Annotated in this window: 14 protein-coding genes; 9 read left to right on the forward strand and 5 right to left on the reverse strand. The window is 42.6% G+C overall.

Annotated features, from left to right (window positions below; all coding sequences use genetic code 11):
- Nucleotides 1-123 precede the first annotated feature (123 nt).
- Nucleotides 124-909 (reverse strand): hypothetical protein, encoded by a 786-nt coding sequence (locus FHS24_RS00465; protein ID WP_183617750.1) that lies wholly within the window; start codon nt 907-909, stop codon nt 124-126.
- A 226-nt stretch (nt 910-1,135) separates the two neighbouring features.
- On the opposite strand from FHS24_RS00465, the gene FHS24_RS00470 reads away from it, so the two are divergent.
- The 5 genes from FHS24_RS00470 (at nt 1,136) to FHS24_RS00490 (ending at nt 8,428) form a co-directional block, all read left to right on the forward strand.
- Nucleotides 1,136-1,576: an HIT family protein gene (locus FHS24_RS00470; RefSeq protein ID WP_183617752.1), complete on the forward strand. Its 441-nt coding sequence runs from the start codon at nt 1,136-1,138 to the stop codon at nt 1,574-1,576.
- Between the two features lie 219 nt (nt 1,577-1,795).
- A complete protein-coding gene (locus FHS24_RS00475; RefSeq protein ID WP_183617754.1) occupies nt 1,796-3,844 on the forward strand; it encodes a BCCT family transporter in 2,049 nt (682 codons plus the stop codon).
- Nucleotides 3,845-4,172: 328 nt separating this feature from the next.
- Nucleotides 4,173-6,215 (forward strand): BCCT family transporter, encoded by a 2,043-nt coding sequence (locus FHS24_RS00480; protein WP_183617756.1) that lies wholly within the window; start codon nt 4,173-4,175, stop codon nt 6,213-6,215.
- A 120-nt stretch (nt 6,216-6,335) separates the two neighbouring features.
- Nucleotides 6,336-7,373 carry a tRNA dihydrouridine synthase DusB gene (dusB, locus tag FHS24_RS00485; RefSeq protein ID WP_183617758.1) on the forward strand — a complete coding sequence of 346 codons (1,038 nt, stop codon included), beginning with the start codon at nt 6,336-6,338 and terminating at the stop codon, nt 7,371-7,373.
- Between the two features lie 167 nt (nt 7,374-7,540).
- On the forward strand, nt 7,541-8,428 hold the full coding sequence (locus FHS24_RS00490) for an SDR family NAD(P)-dependent oxidoreductase (RefSeq protein ID WP_183617759.1): 888 nt from the start codon (nt 7,541-7,543) through the stop codon (nt 8,426-8,428).
- Between the two features lie 301 nt (nt 8,429-8,729).
- On the opposite strand, the gene FHS24_RS00495 is transcribed toward FHS24_RS00490, so the two are convergent.
- From FHS24_RS00495 to lipB, 4 genes are all read right to left on the reverse strand, one after another.
- Nucleotides 8,730-9,191 carry a DMT family transporter gene (locus FHS24_RS00495; protein WP_183617760.1) on the reverse strand — a complete coding sequence of 154 codons (462 nt, stop codon included), beginning with the start codon at nt 9,189-9,191 and terminating at the stop codon, nt 8,730-8,732.
- 293 nt (nt 9,192-9,484) lie between these two features.
- A complete protein-coding gene (locus tag FHS24_RS00500) occupies nt 9,485-9,949 on the reverse strand; it encodes a hypothetical protein (RefSeq protein ID WP_183617762.1) in 465 nt (154 codons plus the stop codon).
- A 178-nt stretch (nt 9,950-10,127) separates the two neighbouring features.
- The gene (locus FHS24_RS00505; protein WP_183617764.1) at nt 10,128-10,658 is read right to left on the reverse strand and encodes an inorganic diphosphatase; all 531 of its coding nucleotides are present in this window, start codon (nt 10,656-10,658) and stop codon (nt 10,128-10,130) included.
- Between the two features lie 221 nt (nt 10,659-10,879).
- Entirely contained in the window at nt 10,880-11,758 is an 879-nt protein-coding gene (gene lipB, locus FHS24_RS00510) for a lipoyl(octanoyl) transferase LipB (protein ID WP_183617766.1), read from the reverse strand.
- 461 nt (nt 11,759-12,219) lie between these two features.
- Here lipB and FHS24_RS00515 point away from each other — a divergent pair, with 461 nt between their 5' ends.
- From FHS24_RS00515 to msrAB, 4 genes are all read left to right on the forward strand, one after another.
- Nucleotides 12,220-13,722: a coniferyl aldehyde dehydrogenase gene (locus FHS24_RS00515; RefSeq protein ID WP_183617768.1), complete on the forward strand. Its 1,503-nt coding sequence runs from the start codon at nt 12,220-12,222 to the stop codon at nt 13,720-13,722.
- Nucleotides 13,723-14,079: 357 nt separating this feature from the next.
- Nucleotides 14,080-16,011, forward strand: a complete 1,932-nt coding sequence (locus tag FHS24_RS00520) for a glycine betaine ABC transporter substrate-binding protein (RefSeq protein WP_183617770.1) — start codon at nt 14,080-14,082, stop codon at nt 16,009-16,011.
- A gap of 93 nt (nt 16,012-16,104) precedes the next feature.
- Nucleotides 16,105-17,007 carry an ATP-binding cassette domain-containing protein gene (locus tag FHS24_RS00525; RefSeq protein WP_183617772.1) on the forward strand — a complete coding sequence of 301 codons (903 nt, stop codon included), beginning with the start codon at nt 16,105-16,107 and terminating at the stop codon, nt 17,005-17,007.
- Nucleotides 17,008-17,501: 494 nt separating this feature from the next.
- Nucleotides 17,502-19,352, forward strand: a complete 1,851-nt coding sequence (gene msrAB / locus FHS24_RS00530; RefSeq protein WP_183617774.1) for a bifunctional peptide-methionine (S)-S-oxide reductase MsrA/peptide-methionine (R)-S-oxide reductase MsrB — start codon at nt 17,502-17,504, stop codon at nt 19,350-19,352.
- Nucleotides 19,353-19,613: the final 261 nt, after the last annotated feature.

A 19,613-nucleotide genomic window follows, 5' to 3' on the forward strand; every position in this document is an offset into this window, starting at 1 on the left:
ACTGATAGTGTGCTTTTTAAGCAGTGTGAGTACTAGTGAATAATACTAAGTCATTACCATACCATTAGATATGAGTAACTGAAAACAATTAACCCCGAATCATAAAGACTTAAGGGTCAATATTTAGGCGAGGCGTTCTAAAATAGCGGTCTCAAACCAAGGCAGCTCGTCTTTATCAGCTTCTAGTTTGGCGATGACGACCAAGGCGTGGGTTGCTGGCAAGAACTGATAGTCAGAGCTGGCATCAATAGTCAGTATCTGTTTATCACCTTCAGCTTGTTCATCAATACTAATTAACGTCTGCTTATCGTTTTTATAGAGGACGTCAATACGACCAAAAAACTGCCACTCTTTAAAGGCAGTAGTAAGCGCATCCGCTTCATTTTTGGTATAAATTTGCTGGGTGTCTTTACCTGTATTGGTCCAATGTAGGCGTACGGCTAATTGCAGCGCTTCGCTAAATACTACTAATGAGCCAATGACTTTGACATGCCAAGGGCTGGTGATGAGCGCTTTATCGATACCTATCAGGGCGGCAGCCTCATCAGCTGTCATTGGGGTATTAAATTGCGCAAGCAATGACGGTGTTAGCGGATAGGTTTGTTTGATACTGTCATCCAAACTATCGTAATGATATAAAAAGGGCAGCGGCATATCCTGGGTGATGGTTTTTTTGCTGATTTTGCAATTATGGATACGCCAACTGATTGCTATATCGGTCAATGCTTCCGCTAAAATAATAGCGTTTGGCGCAATGGTTTGAGCGCGGCTCTGAATCTCAGAAGTTGCGTCATCTAAAGCGTCTGTATTGTCCACGGTATTTTCCGCTACAGATGTCAATGTATGATCAAGTGCTGCACCAGCGTCATTATTGGGTGATGTTTGAGTCGGCAAAGTAGGCGCATCCATAAACATAGTGTCATTAAAATAGAGTATTAATATAACATTTAAAGCGACTGTCTCGCCAACCAAATTAGTAGGCTAAAGCGGTTGATGATTGGGTTGATATTTTAATTGATGTTCTGATTGTGAGTATTATAGCGACTTGTGTTCAGACTGTATTTCGTCCAATATATTAAGCACGCTTTAATCCATTCTAAAAATAGTGAACAGTTAACAACTAAAGGAAAAAATAATGACACAAGCCAATCAGGAAACCAAATACGACGACAATAATATCTTTGCCAAAATGCTAAACGGTGATATTCCTTATCACAAGGTTTTTGAGGACGATAAAACCCTCGCCTTTATGGATATTATGCCGCAAGCAAAAGGTCATGTATTGGTGATTCCTAAGCAAAAAGCCGTTGATTTAGTCGACCTTGAGCCAGAATATGCCGCAGCTGTTTTGATGACCTCTAAAAAGGTGATGCAAGCACAGCGTCAAGTGTTTGAACGTGAAGGTATTATTCAAATGCAGTTAAATGGCTCGCAAGCAGGTCAAACTGTTTTCCATTATCACGTGCACCTGATTCCATCGAGTATTCATGAGCTAGGGCGTCATGCTGTGACGCAGGCAGATCAGGGTGAACTTGCTGAAATGGCAAAAAAATTAGCAGAAGTTATTAATGCCTAATTTTAAAAGCGCCAATCTGCGTTATGAGTAAAATAGCAAATATCACTTATCCTTCAGATAACAATAAAAAGGCAACTAACAAGTTGCCTTTTTTGTTTTTAGGTAATAGTGCTGTAACAATAGTTCAAGTAATGTGACAAATGGGCAGCAATACTGGGGTTTGTAGTCGGTTTATGGTAAATATTAAGTCTATTTGATAGCTAAGATATGAATCTGCTTATGAAGAACAAATCCTCCCGTTCCACTATTTTATTGCCAGTATTTCTACCTGCCGCCGCTATTATGCTGTTGCTGGTGATTGGCACTGCGATTAATCCGGAAGCTGCTGGCGAATTGTTTAGTTCAGTACTGGCATTTACCACCGATACTTTCGGTTGGTTTTATATGTTGGCAGTTGCCATATTCTTGGTATTTATTGTTGCTTTGGCTTTTTCGTCTTATGGTAGCATCAAACTTGGGCCTGACCATGCGGAAGCTGAGTATAAGTTTCTGGAATGGTTTGCCATGTTGTTTTCAGCAGGCTACGGCATTGCCTTACTGTTTTATGGCGTCGCCGAACCTGTACTACATTTTGCCAGTCCGCCACTCTCAGAGCCACAAACCATTGCTGCTGCCAAAGAAGCGATGCAGATTGCTTATTTTCACTGGGGATTCCACATTTGGGCGATTTATGGCGTGGTAGGGTTATCGTTGGCATATTTTTCTTTTCGCCATGGTTTGCCATTATCAGTGCGCTCAACGTTATATCCATTAATTGGTGACAAAATATATGGTCCCATTGGGCATACGGTTGATGTGTTTGCGATTGTAGGCACGATGTTCGGTATCGCCACCAGTTTGGGTCTGTCAGTGGCGCAAATCAATGCGGGTTTGAATTACTTATTGCCTGAAATGGTTCCAGTAAGTACGACTGTGCAAGTCATTATCATTGCTTTGGTTACCGCAGCGGCCCTCGTCTCTGTGTTGGCTGGAATGGACAAGGGTGTTAAACGGTTGTCTATCCTAAATATGGTATTGGCAACAGCGCTGATGATATTCGTATTTATCGTTGGTCCATCGGTATTTATCCTGAATGCCTTTATGGAGAATACCGGCAGCTATTTGGGCAATATCGTTGAGCGTACTTTTAGTTTACAAGCCTATCAGTCGAGTGATTGGATCGGTAGCTGGACGTTATTTATCTTTGCATGGACGATTGCATGGGCGCCTTTCGTTGGTTTGTTTATTGCAAAGATTAGTCGTGGTCGCACCATTCGTGAGTTTGTACTGGGCGTGATGCTCGTGCCAACGCTGTTCACCTTTTTTTGGTTCTCAGTATTTGGTGATACCGCGCTACATATGATTATGGTAGATGGTTACGATGCGTTAATCGGTGAGGTGCAGAATAACCAAGCGATAGCGTTGTTTAAATTGCTAGAGAACTTGCCATTTACCCAAATCGTCTCATCATTAACCGTATTATTAATTATTACTTTCTTTGTGACATCATCGGACTCAGGGTCATTGGTCATTGATTCGCTCGCCGCAGGTGGGCGCAGTGATACGCCATGGTGGCAGCGTTCGTTTTGGGTGGTCACCGAAGGTGCTGTCGCCGCAGCGCTACTCATCGCGGGTGGTCTAAGTGCGTTACAAACTGCTGCTATTGTTAGTGCTCTGCCTTTTGCAGTCATTATATTGATTTCGACATTTGGCATGTGGCGTGCGCTACGTATCGAAGGGCATCGCAATGAGAGTCTAGCCAATGACAACCATCTGCCGCCGCATTTGCTCAAACTAGATGCATGGCGTGACCGTATTGACTATATGACCAGTCAGCCAACGCGTGACAAGGTGTTGGATTATATCCAAGGCACTGTCATGTCATCGATGACGGAAGTCGCTGAAAAGTTTCAAGAAGCAGGCTGGTTACCTGACGTTAATTATGATGAAGTTAATAATCGTGCAGTGCTCGAATTGAGACGTGGCGAAAACGTTGAGTTCTGGTATGAGGTTCGTTTGTCCGAACATGAGATTCCTGACTACTATACTGAGGATATGGCCAATACATTGCCACAAGAGCATCACCATCGCGCTGAGGTATATCTGCGCCGTGGCGGTCAAACCTATGATTTGTATGGTTATCAGTCAGAGTCAGTAATTAATGACATTATTGATCAGTTTGAGAAGTATCTACACTTTGTTAATGTGTCGCCAGATATTTTGCCGTGGCGTATGCAGGAGCATGATGAAGACATCACACTTGAGCAGGGTAGCGTATTTGATAAGTAGTCTGTTTGATAAATATATTTTTCGTATTTAAATTAAGAAAGGCAGCTGAAAAGTTGCCTTTTTTTTAGCGCTTAATTATTCTTCTATAAAAGTACCTTTACCAATATATCTATTATTAATAAATATATCACTACAGCCATTATATACATGACGTATTTAATGGCTGTTAGCAGTCATTTTTAGGTGGGGTTTTATCGTTCTAAAGAGATTTTAATTATCAACAACTGTTATTTGTGTATACCATAGACACATTAATACTTTGAAAAATGGATAGTTATATAACAGTATTAGGTATATATACCATTTTATAATTTGTTGAGAGTATTTTATGAGTAAAAATCTACGCTCTACTATTTTGATGCCTGTATTTATACCAACAGCGATTGTCATGATATTGCTAGTGATCGGCACTTCAGTCAATCCACAACTGGCTAGTGGCTTGTTTGAGCAAGTGCTGAGTTTTACCACTGAGACTTTCGGTTGGTTTTATATGTTGGCAACCGCGCTGTTTTTGATATTTATCGTGGTGCTAGCGTTTTCGCCTTATGGCAATATTAAGCTTGGTCCTGATCATGGCGAGGCACAATACAACTTCATTGAATGGTTTTCGATGCTATTTTCGGCAGGGTACGGCATTGCGCTGCTGTTTTATGGTGTCGCTGAACCTGTGCTGCATTTTGCAACGCCGCCGCTGTCAGAGCCCCAAACCATTGCTGCTGCCAAAGAAGCAATGCAGATTGCTTATTTTCACTGGGGATTCCATATTTGGGCAATCAACGGCGTTGTCGCGCTGACGTTGGCTTATTTTGCTTTTCGTCAAGGTTTGCCGTTATCGATGCGTTCGACGCTTTATCCTATTATCGGTGAAAAAATATATGGTCCTATCGGTCATGCGGTTGATATATTTGCCATTTTGGGTACTTTATTTGGACTGGCAACCAGCTTAGGTATTTCAGTCTCGCAGATTAATACGGGCTTAAATTATTTAGTCCCTAGTATCCCAGTGAATACTACCGTTCAGGTCATTGCCATTACTTTGATTACTGGTTTGGCTCTGATATCAGTATTGGCCGGTATGGATAAAGGGGTAAAAAGACTCTCTATCTTGAATATGATACTGGCAACATCGCTGATGTTGTTTGTGTTTATCGTTGGACCTTCCGTATTTATTCTAAATGCCTTTATGGAAAATACGGGCAGTTATTTGGGCAATATCGTTGAGCGTACCTTTAGCTTACAGGCTTATCAGCAGGGTGATTGGATTACCAGTTGGACGCTGTTTATCTTTGCATGGACGATTTCATGGTCACCGTTTGTCGGCATATTTATCGCTAAAATCAGCCGTGGTCGTACTATCCGTGAGTTCATCGCGGGTGTGATGCTGGTACCAACCATTTTTACCTTCTTTTGGTTTGCCGTATTTGGTGATACGGCGCTAAATATGATTATGGTACAAGGCTATGAGTCATTAATTACTGAAGTACAGAATAATCAAGCGATTGCTTTGTTTAAGCTACTTGAGAATCTGCCTTTTACTCAAGTAGTATCAGCTCTGGCAGTCGTGCTTATTATCACCTTTTTTATCACCTCGTCTGATTCAGGGTCTTTAGTGATTGATTCGCTCGCCGCAGGAGGACGTAGTGATACGCCAGCGTGGCAGCGCACGTTTTGGGTGGTGATACTAGGCGTTGTGGCCTCTGTGCTTTTGCTGGCAGGGGGTCTACAGGCTCTGCAAACAGCAGCTATCGTCAGCGCCTTACCTTTTACCATTATTATTTTGATTGCTATGTATGGTATGTGGAAAGCCTTACGCATCGAGGGGCATCGCAATGAGAGTTTGGCGAACGAAAATCATTTGCCGCCGCATCTGCTCAAGCTTGATGCTTGGCGTGATCGGATTGATTACATCACTGAACAGCCAAGCCGCGAGGATGTTTTAGATTATATTAAAGGTACTGTCATGTCATCGATGACTGAAGTGGCTGAAAAGTTTAAAGAGACTGGCTGGCTACCTGAAGTGAACTATGATGACACCAATAATCGAGCGGTATTGGAGCTGCAACGTGGCGATGATGTGGAGTTCTGGTATGAGGTACGCTTGACGCATCGAGATGCGCCTGACTACTATAAAAAAGGTACGAGCACTAAAACATCACAAGAACACTCTTACCGCGCACAAGTTTATCTGCGCCGTGGCGGTCAGACTTATGATTTGTATGGCTACCAGTCTGAATCAGTGATTAATGACATCATCGATCAGTTCGAAAAATATCTGTACTTTTTAGATGAGTCGCCTAATAGCTTACCGTGGCGTATGCAAGAGCATGATGATGACATTACCTTAGAGCAGGGCAGTGTGTTTGATAAATAGTTGGTTTGGCTATTAAAATTTAATACTTATTAGGGCAAGTTATTCACGTGAATGACTTGCATTAAAGTTAAGAACCCTTAGAATAACGGCTTGTTTTCACCATGAATCAAGCCGTTTTTTATGCCTATAAATAATCCAGTGTCTAATCACTCATCAGCACAAATCGCCAATGATCATCCATTATTGCAGCCCTTAGTTATTGGAGGTTTGACGATTGAGAATCGTTTGATGGTCGCACCGATGGCTGGCGTGACGGATAACCCATTTCGTAGACTATGCAAATCCTTTGGTGCAGGTCACGCGGTTAGTGAGATGATAATCGCTGATACGGCGCTTTATGCGCGCAAAAAATCACTTTACCGTGCCAATTTTGATAACGAGATAGCGCCTATCTCTGCACAAATAGCAGGGGCTGAGCCGGATAAACTTGCCGAAGCGGCTCGCTATCAGATTGATAATGGTGCGCAGATTATTGATATTAATATGGGCTGTCCTGCCAAAAAAGTTTGCCGGAGACTGGCAGGATCGGCATTGCTGCAAGACGAAGATTTGGTCGCGCGTTTATTAGATGCTGCGGTCAATAGCGTCAATGCGCCTGTCACTTTAAAGACCCGCTTGGGCTATGAAAATGGCCGTGAGAATATTTTGCGCGTGGCGAAGCGGGCTGAGCAGGCGGGTATTGCCGCGATTGCCATTCACGGGCGTACGCGCGAAGATATGTATACAGGCGAGGCGCGTTACGATCTGATCCGTGAGGTTAAAGAAAGCATCAGCATTCCCGTCATTGCCAATGGTGATATTGATAGCGCACAAAAAGCCCAAAGAGTCTATGAGCTGACGGGCTGTGATGCGGTGATGGTTGGACGTGCCGCTCAAGGGCAGCCTTGGATATTTCGTGATATCGAGCATTATTTACGTACTGGTGAGAGTCTGGCTGCGCCAAGTGTTAGCGAAATCAAAGAAATTGTATTGTCGCATCTGCAAGAGCTATATGGCTTCTATGGTGAATACTCAGGCTGCCGTATTGCTCGTAAACATATCGCATGGTATACCACCGGTATTCCGAATTCTAATGCTTTTCGTCAAGCTATGTATGGCGAGGAGAGCACCGCTGGGCAGTTTCGAGTGGTCGAAGATTTTTTGCACGCACATGAATAACGGAAAAAGCCGCCAGTTTAGGCAATAATTTTGCTAATCAGCATCTCACTGCAAGTATTCATCGAATTAAATACACTTTACGGCTTATTTATTAACTTTACTCCAACGATATTTGCTATGCTTTAAGTGAATATTAATGGACGTATCATTTACAAAAAGGATTTTTTATGGCCAATCCCTCAAAAAAAGCAATCAGTAAGGCGGTCAAAGATAAAAATATTATTATAACAGGGGCATCAAGCGGTATTGGTGAGCGTACGGCCTATCTGCTCAGCGAATGCGGTGCTCATGTCATTTTATTGGCACGTACCGAAGACAAACTCAAAGCTGTTAAAGAGAGTATCGAGGAGCTTGGTGGCAAGGCCAGTTACTACCCTTGTGATTTGACCAATATGGATGATATTGAAACAGTTAGCACCCAAATTTTGTCAGATTTCGGTCATATTGATGTCTTAGTCAATAACGCTGGTCGCTCAATTCGCCGCTCGGTTCACGAGTCTATAGATCGTTTCCATGATTTTGAGCGTACCATGGATATCAATTATTTTGGCGCAGTCAAAATCATCCTTGGATTTTTACCGACGATGATTGAACGTCAGAGTGGGCAAATCGTTAATATCTCATCGATTGGTGTACTGGCAAACAGTCCGCGTTTTGCCGCTTATGTTGCCTCAAAATCGGCATTGGATGCCTTTAGCCGCTGCTTGGCTGCTGAAGTAAAAGGCGATAATGTTACGATTACCAATATCTTTATGCCATTGGTGCGTACGCCTATGATTGAGCCTACTAAATTATACCGCTACATGCCTGCGCTTATGCCTGATGAAGCGGCGATGATGGTTGCCAAAGCGATTGTCCATAAACCAAATAGTATTGCCAGTAACATGGGTAAATTTGCGTCGGCGACTTATTCATTAGCACCAGCAATTAACGTTGGTATTCAATCGATGGGTTATCGTATTTTTCCAAGCACCCGTGCTGGGTTGACTAGCAATAAAAAACCAAACCTTGCTCAGCGTGCCTTTGCCAGAATTTTACCGGGTGAACATCACTAAGATAATATGTCTGATGAATTTAAAAAAAGAGATGCCACGGTATCTCTTTTTTAATGTCTTAAAATTATTTTAATTATATAAATGGGTAAGGTTGTGGATTTTTTTATTTGACATAATCACCGTTATGGGAACAAAGCATGGTTCCCTAGTGAGGACTTGAATACTAGGCTCTAGGCAAGTGATACCAGTAATCTGAATTTTTTGGAGAATCGTAGTGTACTTTATGGTGTACTTAATACACATATTTTATCTGTCTTATCTGCAAAAATTAGGCTTCCAGCAGGTCTTAGATAGCGGTTAATCACTTAGCTTTAGTCTCACCATATATTAATATCGCTCCGCCAAGAGTAACTAAAGCCAATCCAGAAATCTTATAGATGTCTATTGTCTTTACCTCCAAACCAAATAAGCCTGTCCTGTTGAGAATAAGTGCGAAGTACATCTGTCCAAGGAAAACCCAAAGCAGCGTATTACCAGCACCTATTTTAGGCGCTGCAATAAACATAAATAGAATATAGAAGCTGCCTAAAAATCCTGGCAACCACATCCACCACGTCGCGTTTTCAATGAGAGGGGGCTTGATACCACCACTCATAAGATATGACAACACCAAAGAGGCTAATGCACCTCCTAAATATAAATAAAAGGTAGATTGTATTTGCGAGGCTTGTGTACTTTCTCGGAAAGCGTTTACGATAGCCAATTGTAACGGAACAATGGCACCGCCAAGAAGGCTAATGAGCACATAAGGAAGAATTTTCAAATGACTTCAGCCTAATATTATTTATAAAGGACTTTAGTTTAGCCCGTGTAATATGAATTTTCATTACACACTGTTAATAATAATCTATCAATTAATAGCTTATCAGTTTCCATTAACTAAACTTCGTCTTATAAGCAATCATTAACTAACGATTTGATGTTGTTTAGTGATGATCTCTTTTTTGTGCTTCTAAAATATTTATGTATACCCTAAGGGAACCAGCTATTTCACCTTTCAAACCTATTAGCAGACCACTTAAAACAGACTGCTATAATGGAACCACTTATAACAGACTAGCCAAACACACCCCACATTATCCAAAATAATCCTGCCATAACCACAGCAATGACCAATAGCCGCTTTGCCCAATAAGGAATTAACGGCTTTTTATAGCCCAAGTCATTGAGCTGACTGTCAACGCCATCTTGTAGACTTTGGAAGCCTTGCTCCGTTGGCGTGGTTTTAACGCGAGTCTTTGTTAGACGCTCAGACTCTTCTTCAACTTGTTCTCTATCAAAGCTAAAGGCTTGGCTTGGAATACCTTGTTTGTTGGCGATAGTCGTGAGGGTTTGCTGCTGCTTGTTCTTTAGCGCAAGCTCATAAGCATCTATTCGAGATTTAGCGGCATCCATACTGATATTCTCATCGGCAGCCAATGTTTTAATCGCCTGCACCAAATTGCCTTTTTCGATCATCATCATAACGGCTTTTGGCAGTTTTTTATTGGCGGGCGTTGAGCCTGAATCAGAGTCAAACATGACAGTCCTTATTTGAGTGGGATACTAGATAGGTGAGGGTATTATAACCATTTTATCGCCACAAAATTCAAGCAAAAAAATACCGCAACCATTATCATGTTTGCGGTATTTTTTATGACACTTAGCGTATTTTAATAAAAAATTGCAATAAACGCTTCTTTAAATTATCTGGGATAATTTATAGGTCTTTCCAGCGTTGGATAGACTCTTTGATGACTTCTTTAGCTTCTGCTACGTCACCCCAAGATTCGACCACAGTTGTACCGGCTTTTTTAAGGTCTTTATAGTGGCTGAAATGAAACTGTAACTGATTGATGAGCTGCTTTGGCAAATCTTCTAGGCTGTTATAAGCATTGCCTGTATCACGGTCGTCAGCAGGTACGACGACGATTTTATCATCGACTTCGCCATCATCAACGAATTTCATCACGCCAATGACTTTTGCTTTTAAGAAAATACCAGTCGGTAAAGGCTGTTCTGTGATGATTAGGGCATCAAGCTCATCGCCATCTTCATCAAGGGTTTGCGGGATAAAACCATAGTTACAAGGTTTGGCAAAAATTTGTGGATCTACACGGTCAAGCTCAAATACGGCCAACTCGCGATTCCATTCAATTTTATGGCTGCTACCAGCTGGAATTTCTACGACCACATTAATGATGCCGCCATCGACGTCGCCTGCGTCTAAAATTTTATTAAAATCTGCCATAAATTGCTCCAAGGTGCTTTTGTTATGAATACTTCAACGATAAAGGGTTAAATGTTGGCGCACTAGGATTATTGCTGTGCCCAATTTGTGCCGCCTGCGATTATAACAAGTTTGACTCAAATTTTCTCACAATGCTTAAGTCTAAGCGTGCACGATATTATGCAAAAAAGGATTATGCAAAAACTGTATTAAAAAAACAGTATAAGAAAGACTTAGAGAAATTACTTTGGGGCGAGCGCACGTAATTGGATATGTCCAGCATGGCGCTGAGCAATATTATCGATAAGCTTTTGCGTGACTTGCTCATAGCTTAAAGCGTTAGATGTTAGCTGTAGTGGGTTTGCAATTGGCTGAAGAGATTTTTCAGCTGACTGTACGCGCGTTTGCTCATCTTCCGTTTGCTCATTCATGGCAACAAAGTCAGCCAATCGTAGCATTTGCATCCCAGCATAGCCGCATGGATTAATCGCATTAAAGGCCGATAAATCACAATCTAAATTAATCGCGACCCCATGATAGCTAAAACCATGCTTAATTTTAAAACCAAGAGAAGCGATTTTGCCCAGCATAATGGCGTCATCAGGAGGTGTGTTAGAGAGTGGTTGATAGCTCTCGTTGCTGTCAGTATTGATATGGCTATATAAATAAACACCGGGCGCATCACGGCGGGCATGGGCGCTAATAGTATTGTGATTAGAGGCGTGGCTTTTTAAGCAGTCATTTATCACGTCTTCAATCGCTTGCTCGGCGTGCGATACCATATTGCGCACACTCCAGCCCAAACTGTCCAAATCAAACAACCAATAGATAACCAGCTGCCCATGCCCGTGCCATGTTACCTGACCACCGCGGTCGGTCTTGATAATAGGCGTATTGGTACGTTGCAGGATATGCTCTTCTTTACCAGCTTGTCCAAGCGTATAAACATCATTATGATCGACAATCCATAGCTCATCAGCGGTACGCAGCCCTTGCTCTTTTTTGAGGGCAATACGCGCCAATGTACGTGATAGCATGGCATCAAGAGTGGGGACGTAATCGGCAGCTGAGAGCGATTTGCTGACCAACATATCATTGAGAGGTTGCGCGGCATTTTGCATGAGAATGACTGTCTTATGATTTTATTATTTAAGAATAGAGTGTTCAAATTATAGCTGAGATTCAGTGTAGCAGCTTTCATATTTTCGCCCAACTTTAAATTTGCATCAGCTGCGCTATCCGTTATCTCCATTCAGCAGCAGTAAAAATACTGATAAATTCCTGCAATATAGGCTTTAACTGACACGTATTTCATGCAAACCCAGTAGTCAATTAAAGGTGCTGTTCATTCATTGGTCGATGCGCTACATTAAACAGCATTAAATAAAATAATGTTGAATGGTATTGAATGGAATCTCATCTGCCTGCATTATTGAATACTGTTAATTAAAAGCTATTAATTGGCGGCGAATATGTAAGTGACCTATAAGATAAGGTCGGCATATATAGCGCCCGATCAAGTATTCAGAGTCTTAAATCTATTACAGCGTGCCGACTCTAACGCCTATGACAAGGAAGATAAATGACCGATAACAACCAGAACACGCTTTTCCAAAGCGAGCAGACGCCAACCAACCAAGCGCAAGCTTCAAACTATGCCAATGATGCAAATGAATCCCTTAGTATCATTAAGACCGTCGCTGACATGCAGGCGCAATTTTTACGCCTACAAAATTTGAGCCGCACGCAGCCCATCAATGATTGGGCCACTCGTGAAAATCAACTCGACAATCTAGAGGTGATGCTAAGCGACAATCAAGAGCTACTTGCCAAAGCGATTAGCGCTGATTTTGGTTATCGTAGCCAGTCAGAAACCCAATTTGCCGAGTTGTTTCCGAGCTTTACTGGTATCAGTCATGCTAGAAAAAATGGTAAAAAATGGATGAAGCCGCAGCGTGTATCGATTTCAGCGCTTTATATGCCAGCTCATAATGAGATACAGCCGCAGCCGTTAGGCGTGGTCGGTATTATGGTACCTTGGAATTATCCGCTATTTTTAGCAGTTGGACCCATGATTGATGCGCTGACAGCAGGCAATCGCATTATGATTAAAATGAGCGAGGCAGCACCGCAATTTGCCCAAACGTTTGCAGAAACTGTTTCGCGTTATTTTTCACCTGATATGGTTTCTGTTGTTATTGGCGAAGTTGAAATTGCTGAAGCCTTTAGTCAATTACCCTTTGACCATTTATTGTATACGGGCTCAACCGCGGTAGGCAAAAAGGTGATGGCTGCTGCTGCACCGAATTTAACGCCGGTTACGCTTGAGCTTGGTGGTAAATCGCCTGTCGTCGTTTTAGAAGGTGCAAACTTAGAAAACGCGGTCAATCGCGTGATGATGGGTAAAACCCTCAATGCTGGTCAGACCTGTATTGCGCCTGATTATGTGCTGCTTCAGCGTCAATATCATGAAGAGTTTATTCGTCTGGCAAAAGAGTGGATGGAAAAACACTATCCCAATATTGAAGACAATCCTGACTATTCGCACATTATCAATGGTGAGCAGTTTAAACGTGTACAAGGCTACCTTGATGGTTTAGCAGGCGATGAGGTTCATCCGCTGACTGATGCTGACTCTGATATTGACAGCCGCCTGATGCCACCAGTGATTGTTAGTGAGCCTGCGCCTGATAGCGATGTCATGCAAAACGAGATTTTTGCACCGATTTTACCGTTAATGCATTACGATACCCTTGATGATGCCATTCGTTTTATCAATGAGCGCCCACGCCCATTGGCGCTATATGTATTTGGTGATAACAATAGTGAGATAGATCGGGTGCGCAACCACACGGTATCGGGTGGCTTGTGTATCAATGAAGTCATTATGCATGTGGCGCAGCATGATTTGCCGTTTGGCGGTGTTGGACACTCAGGTACGGGTGCTTATCACGGTAAAGCTGGCTTTGAACGTCTTAGTCATATGAAGTCTGTCTTTGTACAATCTAAGCTGAATGGCCTCAATATTTTGTTACCGCCATACGGCGGCTTGTTTAAAAAAGCCATGGCGCTGTTTTTGAAGTAGCCGAGGTTAAAATAGCTGATATTAAAATAACCAATGTCCAAGTGGTTCTTGGGTAAACCAGCAACGTTATAAAAAGTAGCATCTACTGAGGTAGGTGCTATTTTTTTGCCTAAAATTTAATTGCTAATAGTTAAAAACCAACAATTAAATTAATGAGCATTTGTCATCCTATCTATAAATCGCTACACTTTGTAGTAAGCCTAAACGATTGTAGTGCCAATCTTAGATTGACCAGTAATAGTTAATTTAGGCAACAGTAACGAAGCTTGTCATAAGCAATACACTTTTAGTTTAAGGTATCAGTGCTATTAACTTTAGCGTTAATACTAATAATAAAAATCACAAATAGGATATCCCATGCGCCAATGGATTGCGTTAAGTTTACTGTGTATGAGTACGTTGTTGCTGCCGGTATCAGCGTCTGCAGCTTGCGACGCACCCATCAAATTTGGCGCGCTGACATGGGAGAGCGGTCAGTTTATCTCTGGGGTACTTAAATATATCGTTGAAGATGGCTATGATTGTACGATTGAAGAGGTGCCGGGCGCCGGTCCTGCGCTCGAGACAGCGTTGTCCCAAAACGACATTCAAGTGATTGGGGAGCAGTGGGTTGGACGCTCGCCAATCATGGAAAAAGCCATTGAGCAGAATAAAGTAGCAGTCATTGGCGATACGTTGAAGGGCGGCGCTACCCAAGGTTGGTATGTACCCAAATATGTCCTAGAAGAAAACCCGGGTCTACGCAGTTATCAAGATTTGCCCAAGTACGCTGAGCTATTTAAAGACCCTGAAGACCCAAGAAAATCACGTTTTATGAACTGTCCATCTGGTTGGACGTGTGAGATTTTTAATAGCCGTTTGCTTAAAAATACAGGTTTGGAAGGTATTTTTAATAATGCCCATCCTGGAACGGGTGCTGCGCTTGATGCTGAGATTGCCTCTGCTTTTGAACAGCATAAACCACTATTATTCTACTACTGGCAGCCTACGGGATTGATGGCAAAATACGACTTTGCGCCATTAGCATTTCCTGCCCATGACGATGCTTGTTGGCAAGACTTGCTACTTGCTGATGGCACAGCCAATTGCGTCTCTGGATTTCCCGTATCGCCTTTAGGTATCGCCGTATCGACACCCTTTATTGAGTCTAATCCCGAACTGGCTGATGTCTTCAAAAAGGTTCAGTTTAGCTCCGATGAGCTCAACGGCGCTATCTTAGAGATGAGCGAGAGTAAACGTAGTGGTGATGAGCAAGCCTTAACATTTTTGCGTGAGAATCCACAAATTTGGCAACCGTGGTTGTCTGATAAAGCCGCCACGAGTCTCGCTGCTAAGTTGGGTATTAACCTAACAGGCGAGGCTGTTATTGCTGATACGACTTCCTCTAGCAATAACCGATTAGCTATATCATCAAGTTTCCCTTCATGGTCACTTGAGACTCCGCTTAACAATACATTAGCAAGCGTTGTCCAAAACTACGGTGGCGTATTCCGTACCATCAGTACGGTGGCGTTAACCTATCTATTGCTACCTATTGAGCGTTTGTTAACCATTATGCCACCTTGGTTAATTATTACGCTTGTGACGGTATTGGCGTGGTTCGGCGTGCGCAAAATTTGGTTTGCGCTGGCATGCGGGGCAGGGTTGTTTCTTATTGGTGCCTTTGGACTCTGGGGCGCTTTAATTGATACCTTTGCACTGCTCATCGTATCGGTGTTGGTCACGGTAGTGATTGGTATTCCTATTGGCATTGCGATGTCGGGTAGTAAAATCCTGCGTAAGATTGTGACGCCCATACTAGATGTCATGCAAACCATGCCAAGTTTCGTTTATCTCATACCGGTGCTGATGCTGTTTGGTATTGGTAAAGTGCCAGCGCTATTTGCCACCATTATTTATGCACTGCCGCCACTGATTCGTTTGACGACTTTGGGCATTACCCAAGTCAACCATGAGATGGTCGAAGCAGGGCGCTCGTTTGGTAGTACGCATTTACAGCTACTTATTTGGATTAAATTACCCCAAGCGCTGCCCAGTATTATGGCGGGTATTAATCAGGCGGTAATGATGTCACTTTCTATGGTGGTATTGGCTTCTATGATTGGTGCCCCTGGTCTTGGCGAAGATGTCTTGCAGTCTATCCAAACGCTCAATATCGGTCAGGGCTTGCAAGCTGGTACAGCGATTGTCATTGTTGCTATTATCATTGACCGTATCACGCAAGCATTTGGTCAAGGTAAACGTGCGCGGCAAAAAACTATCGATGCCGGCAAACGTCCGATTGGTTAGCAGTGTGCTCTATATTAGAAGTGAATATCACAATCTATAAAAGTGATAATCACGAAACAATCTGAATAAAAAATACAAATAGCGAGAGCAACGATGAATCATATCCAGCTAGAGAATATCAGTAAGATTTATAATGCCAATAGCTCGCAAGCACAGTCTGCATTGGCGTTATTGGCTGAGGGTATGGATAGCATTGCGGTCAAGGAGCAAACGGGCTACTCGGTCGGGCTATATGATATCAATTTGAATATTAAGGCGGGTGAATTGCATTGTATTATGGGGTTGTCAGGCTCTGGAAAATCAACACTGATAAGGCATATCAATCGCTTGATTGATCCGACCAGTGGCAAGATATGGGTTGATACTAGCCTTAACGCAAAAAGTAATAACAATGCGCAAAGCCCGATGGCAGAGGAAAGTTCGTCCCAAACCGATGCCAATACAAACTCGGCTATTAATATTTTACAGCTTAATGATAAAGAGCTACAGCATTACCGTCAGCAAACCGTCAGCATGGTTTTCCAGCACTTTGGCTTAGTGCCACATATGACGGTGATGCAAAATGTCGCTTACGGTCTGCGTGTACGTAAGATGAGTGTGAGCGAGCGTCATGAAGTTGCAAGACATTGGCTTAATGAAGTCGGACTGCCTAATTTAGAGCACAGCTATCCTGATGAGCTTTCTGGTGGTATGCAGCAGCGTGTTGGGCTGGCGCGCGCACTGGCAACAGACAATCCAATTTTGCTGATGGATGAAGCATTTTCCGCGCTTGATCCACTCATTCGTGCGCAATTGCAAGACCAATTACTTGAGCTACAAGCACGGCTCAATAAGACCATTGTCTTCATCACCCATGATATCGATGAAGCCGTCAAAGTCGGTCAGCGTATTAGTATTTTAAATGGTGGACGCTTAGTGCAAACCGGTACGCCAAATGATTTACGCCAGAATCCAGCCGATGATTATGTTGCACAGTTTATGAGGGCTAAAAATTAATTCACTCATGCACTGGCTTCGTTCTATGATTCATTTTCTCTAATTTTGCTTGTGTAATTTATTTAACTTTAGGCGTTCAATCAATGGGTAAGGGATTGATTGCCTTGAAGATATTGATTTTCCTCTCATTTAGCCTCATATAAAAGTGACTAGGCATCATTATTGCTTCCACTACTCCCATATCTCTACTTTTCTATATCAACAACCTTACTGAGTTGTTAAAAAAGTGTAGTAACCCGCCATTAATTATTAAAGTAAACTCTATTACGGGGTTATACTATTAAGATAATCTAATGTAGATAGGTTTTTTATGCTTATCTTAAATTTTAATTATCTTTGCCTAACCGCCTTTATCTCATTATCTTTATATATCGTGTCTGGCTTTTATAACGCTATTAACGCATTTAGTCTACGCATATTTATCCTAATGACTAGCATAACAAGACCGTTTAATCTAAGCGTCCGCTTGCAAGACTTTGTAAAAAGGATCCATCATGTTACCTGACAAACAAGATAGTAAGTCGCATAAAAAAAATCGTTATCATAAGCGCAATAACGCTAGTGATTTAGCGACATCTTCACCGCGTGCAGCATCGCGTTGGCTAAAAAATGTCAGTGCTTTTGGGGTAACAACTGTATTAAGTGCAGGGATATTAGTTGCTTGTGGGCAAATGAGCAGTGCAGAAAACAATGCTAAGAGCAATGGCAGTAGCAGTGCTAATACAGGTAGCCAAAACAGTGGCGTGAAAAGCTCACGTGATATGTTACCGTCTGACATGCTAGGGCAGATGCAGGCATTGCCGCAACTGACAGAGGGTTTAGGCAAAACAGGTGCAGCCGTTATTGATCCTAATAAACCTACCTTAATTAAATTTTGGGCAAGTTGGTGTCCACTATGCCTAGGGACGCTTGCAGAAACCGAAGAATGGCGTACCGATCCTAAATTTTCCGACTTAAATGTCGTCACCGTTGCCAGCCCTGGTCATTTGAATGAAAAAGCCGATGGCGAGTTTAGTACTTGGTATGCAGGCGTGCAAGCTGATTATCCGAAGCTACCGGTATTAGCGGATGCATCAGGCGAGCTGATCAACAAGCTTGGCGTACAAGTTTATCCGAGCTGGGCGATACTGGATAAAAATGGCAACTTGGTGCATTTGGTCAAAGGTAATATATCGGCAGAGCAAGCCTATGCCCTCGCTGAAAACGCTGATAATGACTTTGCCGAGCTAAAAGCAGGCAATGCGAAACCGGCAAACGCACAACCATTAGATAACAACAGTAAGATTGAAACCATCAAGCAAAAGGATGGTGTCTACTATAACGATAAAGGTAAAGCGATTAATACGCGCTCAATCTACCTAGCAGGTGGCTGTTTCTGGGGGGTCGAAGCTTATATGGAGCGCGTCGAAGGTGTCGTCGATGCGGTATCAGGCTATGCCAATGGCGATACAGCCAATCCAAGCTATGAGCAAGTGATTCGTGGCTCAGGTCATGCCGAAGCCGTTAAAGTAACCTATGATGCCGATAAAACTGATCTCGATACTATTTTGAAATACTACTTGCGCGTGATAGATCCAACCAGCTTAAACAAACAAGGCAATGATCGCGGTGTCCAGTATCGATCTGGCGTTTATTATACTGATAAGGCAGACAAAGCGGTGATTGATGCCGCTCTTAAGCGCGTCCAAAGTCAGTATAAACAAAAAGTTGTGGTGGAAAATGAGCCGCTAGACAATTTTTACTTGGCTGAGATGTATCATCAAGATTACTTGGCAAAAAATCCAAATGGCTATTGTCATGTCGATTTAAGCCTCGCCGATGATAAGCCTGAGGGCAGCGCACGTACCAAGCTTGCACCTGTGAGCACAGTCGCTGAAACCTTGGATCCCAAGCGCTATGCCAATTTTGATAAAGGCGCACTGAAAAATACTCTGACCAAAGCACAATATAACATCACGCAAGATGCCGGTACTGAGCGCGCTTTTAGTCATGAATACGATGACTTGTTTGCGCCGGGTATTTATGTCGATGTTGTAAGCGGAGAGCCATTATTCTTATCAACCGATAAGTACCAGTCTGGCTGCGGTTGGCCAAGCTTTACCAAGCCAATTGATAAGCAAGTCATTACCCAACACGACGATACCGCCTTTAACATGGTGCGTACTGAGATTCGCTCGCGGGTAGCAGACTCGCATTTGGGTCATGTATTCCCTGATGGCCCAAAAGACCGTGGCGGGCTGCGTTACTGTATCAACGGCGGAGCGCTACAGTTTATCCCAGTCGATGTGATGCCGCAGTCAGGCTATGCGCCCTTGGTTAAATTGGTTAAGCCCGCAAAGCCTTAATGATTAACCTTGATAATTAAACTCATGAAGAGACGTTAAGTATAGGCTTAACGTCTTTTTTATGGCGGATGTCTAAAATTTATAGGCTATAGCTACATAATGAATACGTTTATTATCGTTGTATTTTTGCTGTTATAAGCGTTGAATTATGAAAAACGCGACAAACTTCGTTATACTCAAAATCTTAACGTTTTCTATTATTAGCACCTTGATAGTTATTGATACCTATTTCGTCGCTGGATTTGTTTGGCGGCTTTTCAT

Source organism: Psychrobacter luti, assembly GCF_014192115.1.
Lineage (GTDB): Bacteria > Pseudomonadota > Gammaproteobacteria > Pseudomonadales > Moraxellaceae > Psychrobacter > Psychrobacter luti.

Bases quoted from the DNA above. Each gene is read 5' to 3' on its own strand.
- msrAB (WP_183617774.1), top strand. From the start codon at position 17,502: ATGTTACCTGACAAACAAGATAGTAAGTCGCATAAAAAAAATCGTTAT.
- FHS24_RS00515 (WP_183617768.1), top strand. From the start codon at position 12,220: ATGACCGATAACAACCAGAACACGCTTTTCCAAAGCGAGCAGACGCCA.
- FHS24_RS00490 (WP_183617759.1), top strand. From the start codon at position 7,541: ATGGCCAATCCCTCAAAAAAAGCAATCAGTAAGGCGGTCAAAGATAAA.
- FHS24_RS00470 (WP_183617752.1), top strand. From the start codon at position 1,136: ATGACACAAGCCAATCAGGAAACCAAATACGACGACAATAATATCTTT.
- FHS24_RS00480 (WP_183617756.1), top strand. From the start codon at position 4,173: ATGAGTAAAAATCTACGCTCTACTATTTTGATGCCTGTATTTATACCA.
- FHS24_RS00525 (WP_183617772.1), top strand. From the start codon at position 16,105: ATGAATCATATCCAGCTAGAGAATATCAGTAAGATTTATAATGCCAAT.
- FHS24_RS00475 (WP_183617754.1), top strand. From the start codon at position 1,796: ATGAAGAACAAATCCTCCCGTTCCACTATTTTATTGCCAGTATTTCTA.
- lipB (WP_183617766.1), bottom strand. From the start codon at position 11,758: ATGCAAAATGCCGCGCAACCTCTCAATGATATGTTGGTCAGCAAATCG.
- FHS24_RS00505 (WP_183617764.1), bottom strand. From the start codon at position 10,658: ATGGCAGATTTTAATAAAATTTTAGACGCAGGCGACGTCGATGGCGGC.
- dusB (WP_183617758.1), top strand. From the start codon at position 6,336: ATGCCTATAAATAATCCAGTGTCTAATCACTCATCAGCACAAATCGCC.
- FHS24_RS00465 (WP_183617750.1), bottom strand. From the start codon at position 909: ATGGATGCGCCTACTTTGCCGACTCAAACATCACCCAATAATGACGCT.
- FHS24_RS00520 (WP_183617770.1), top strand. From the start codon at position 14,080: ATGCGCCAATGGATTGCGTTAAGTTTACTGTGTATGAGTACGTTGTTG.
- FHS24_RS00500 (WP_183617762.1), bottom strand. From the start codon at position 9,949: ATGTTTGACTCTGATTCAGGCTCAACGCCCGCCAATAAAAAACTGCCA.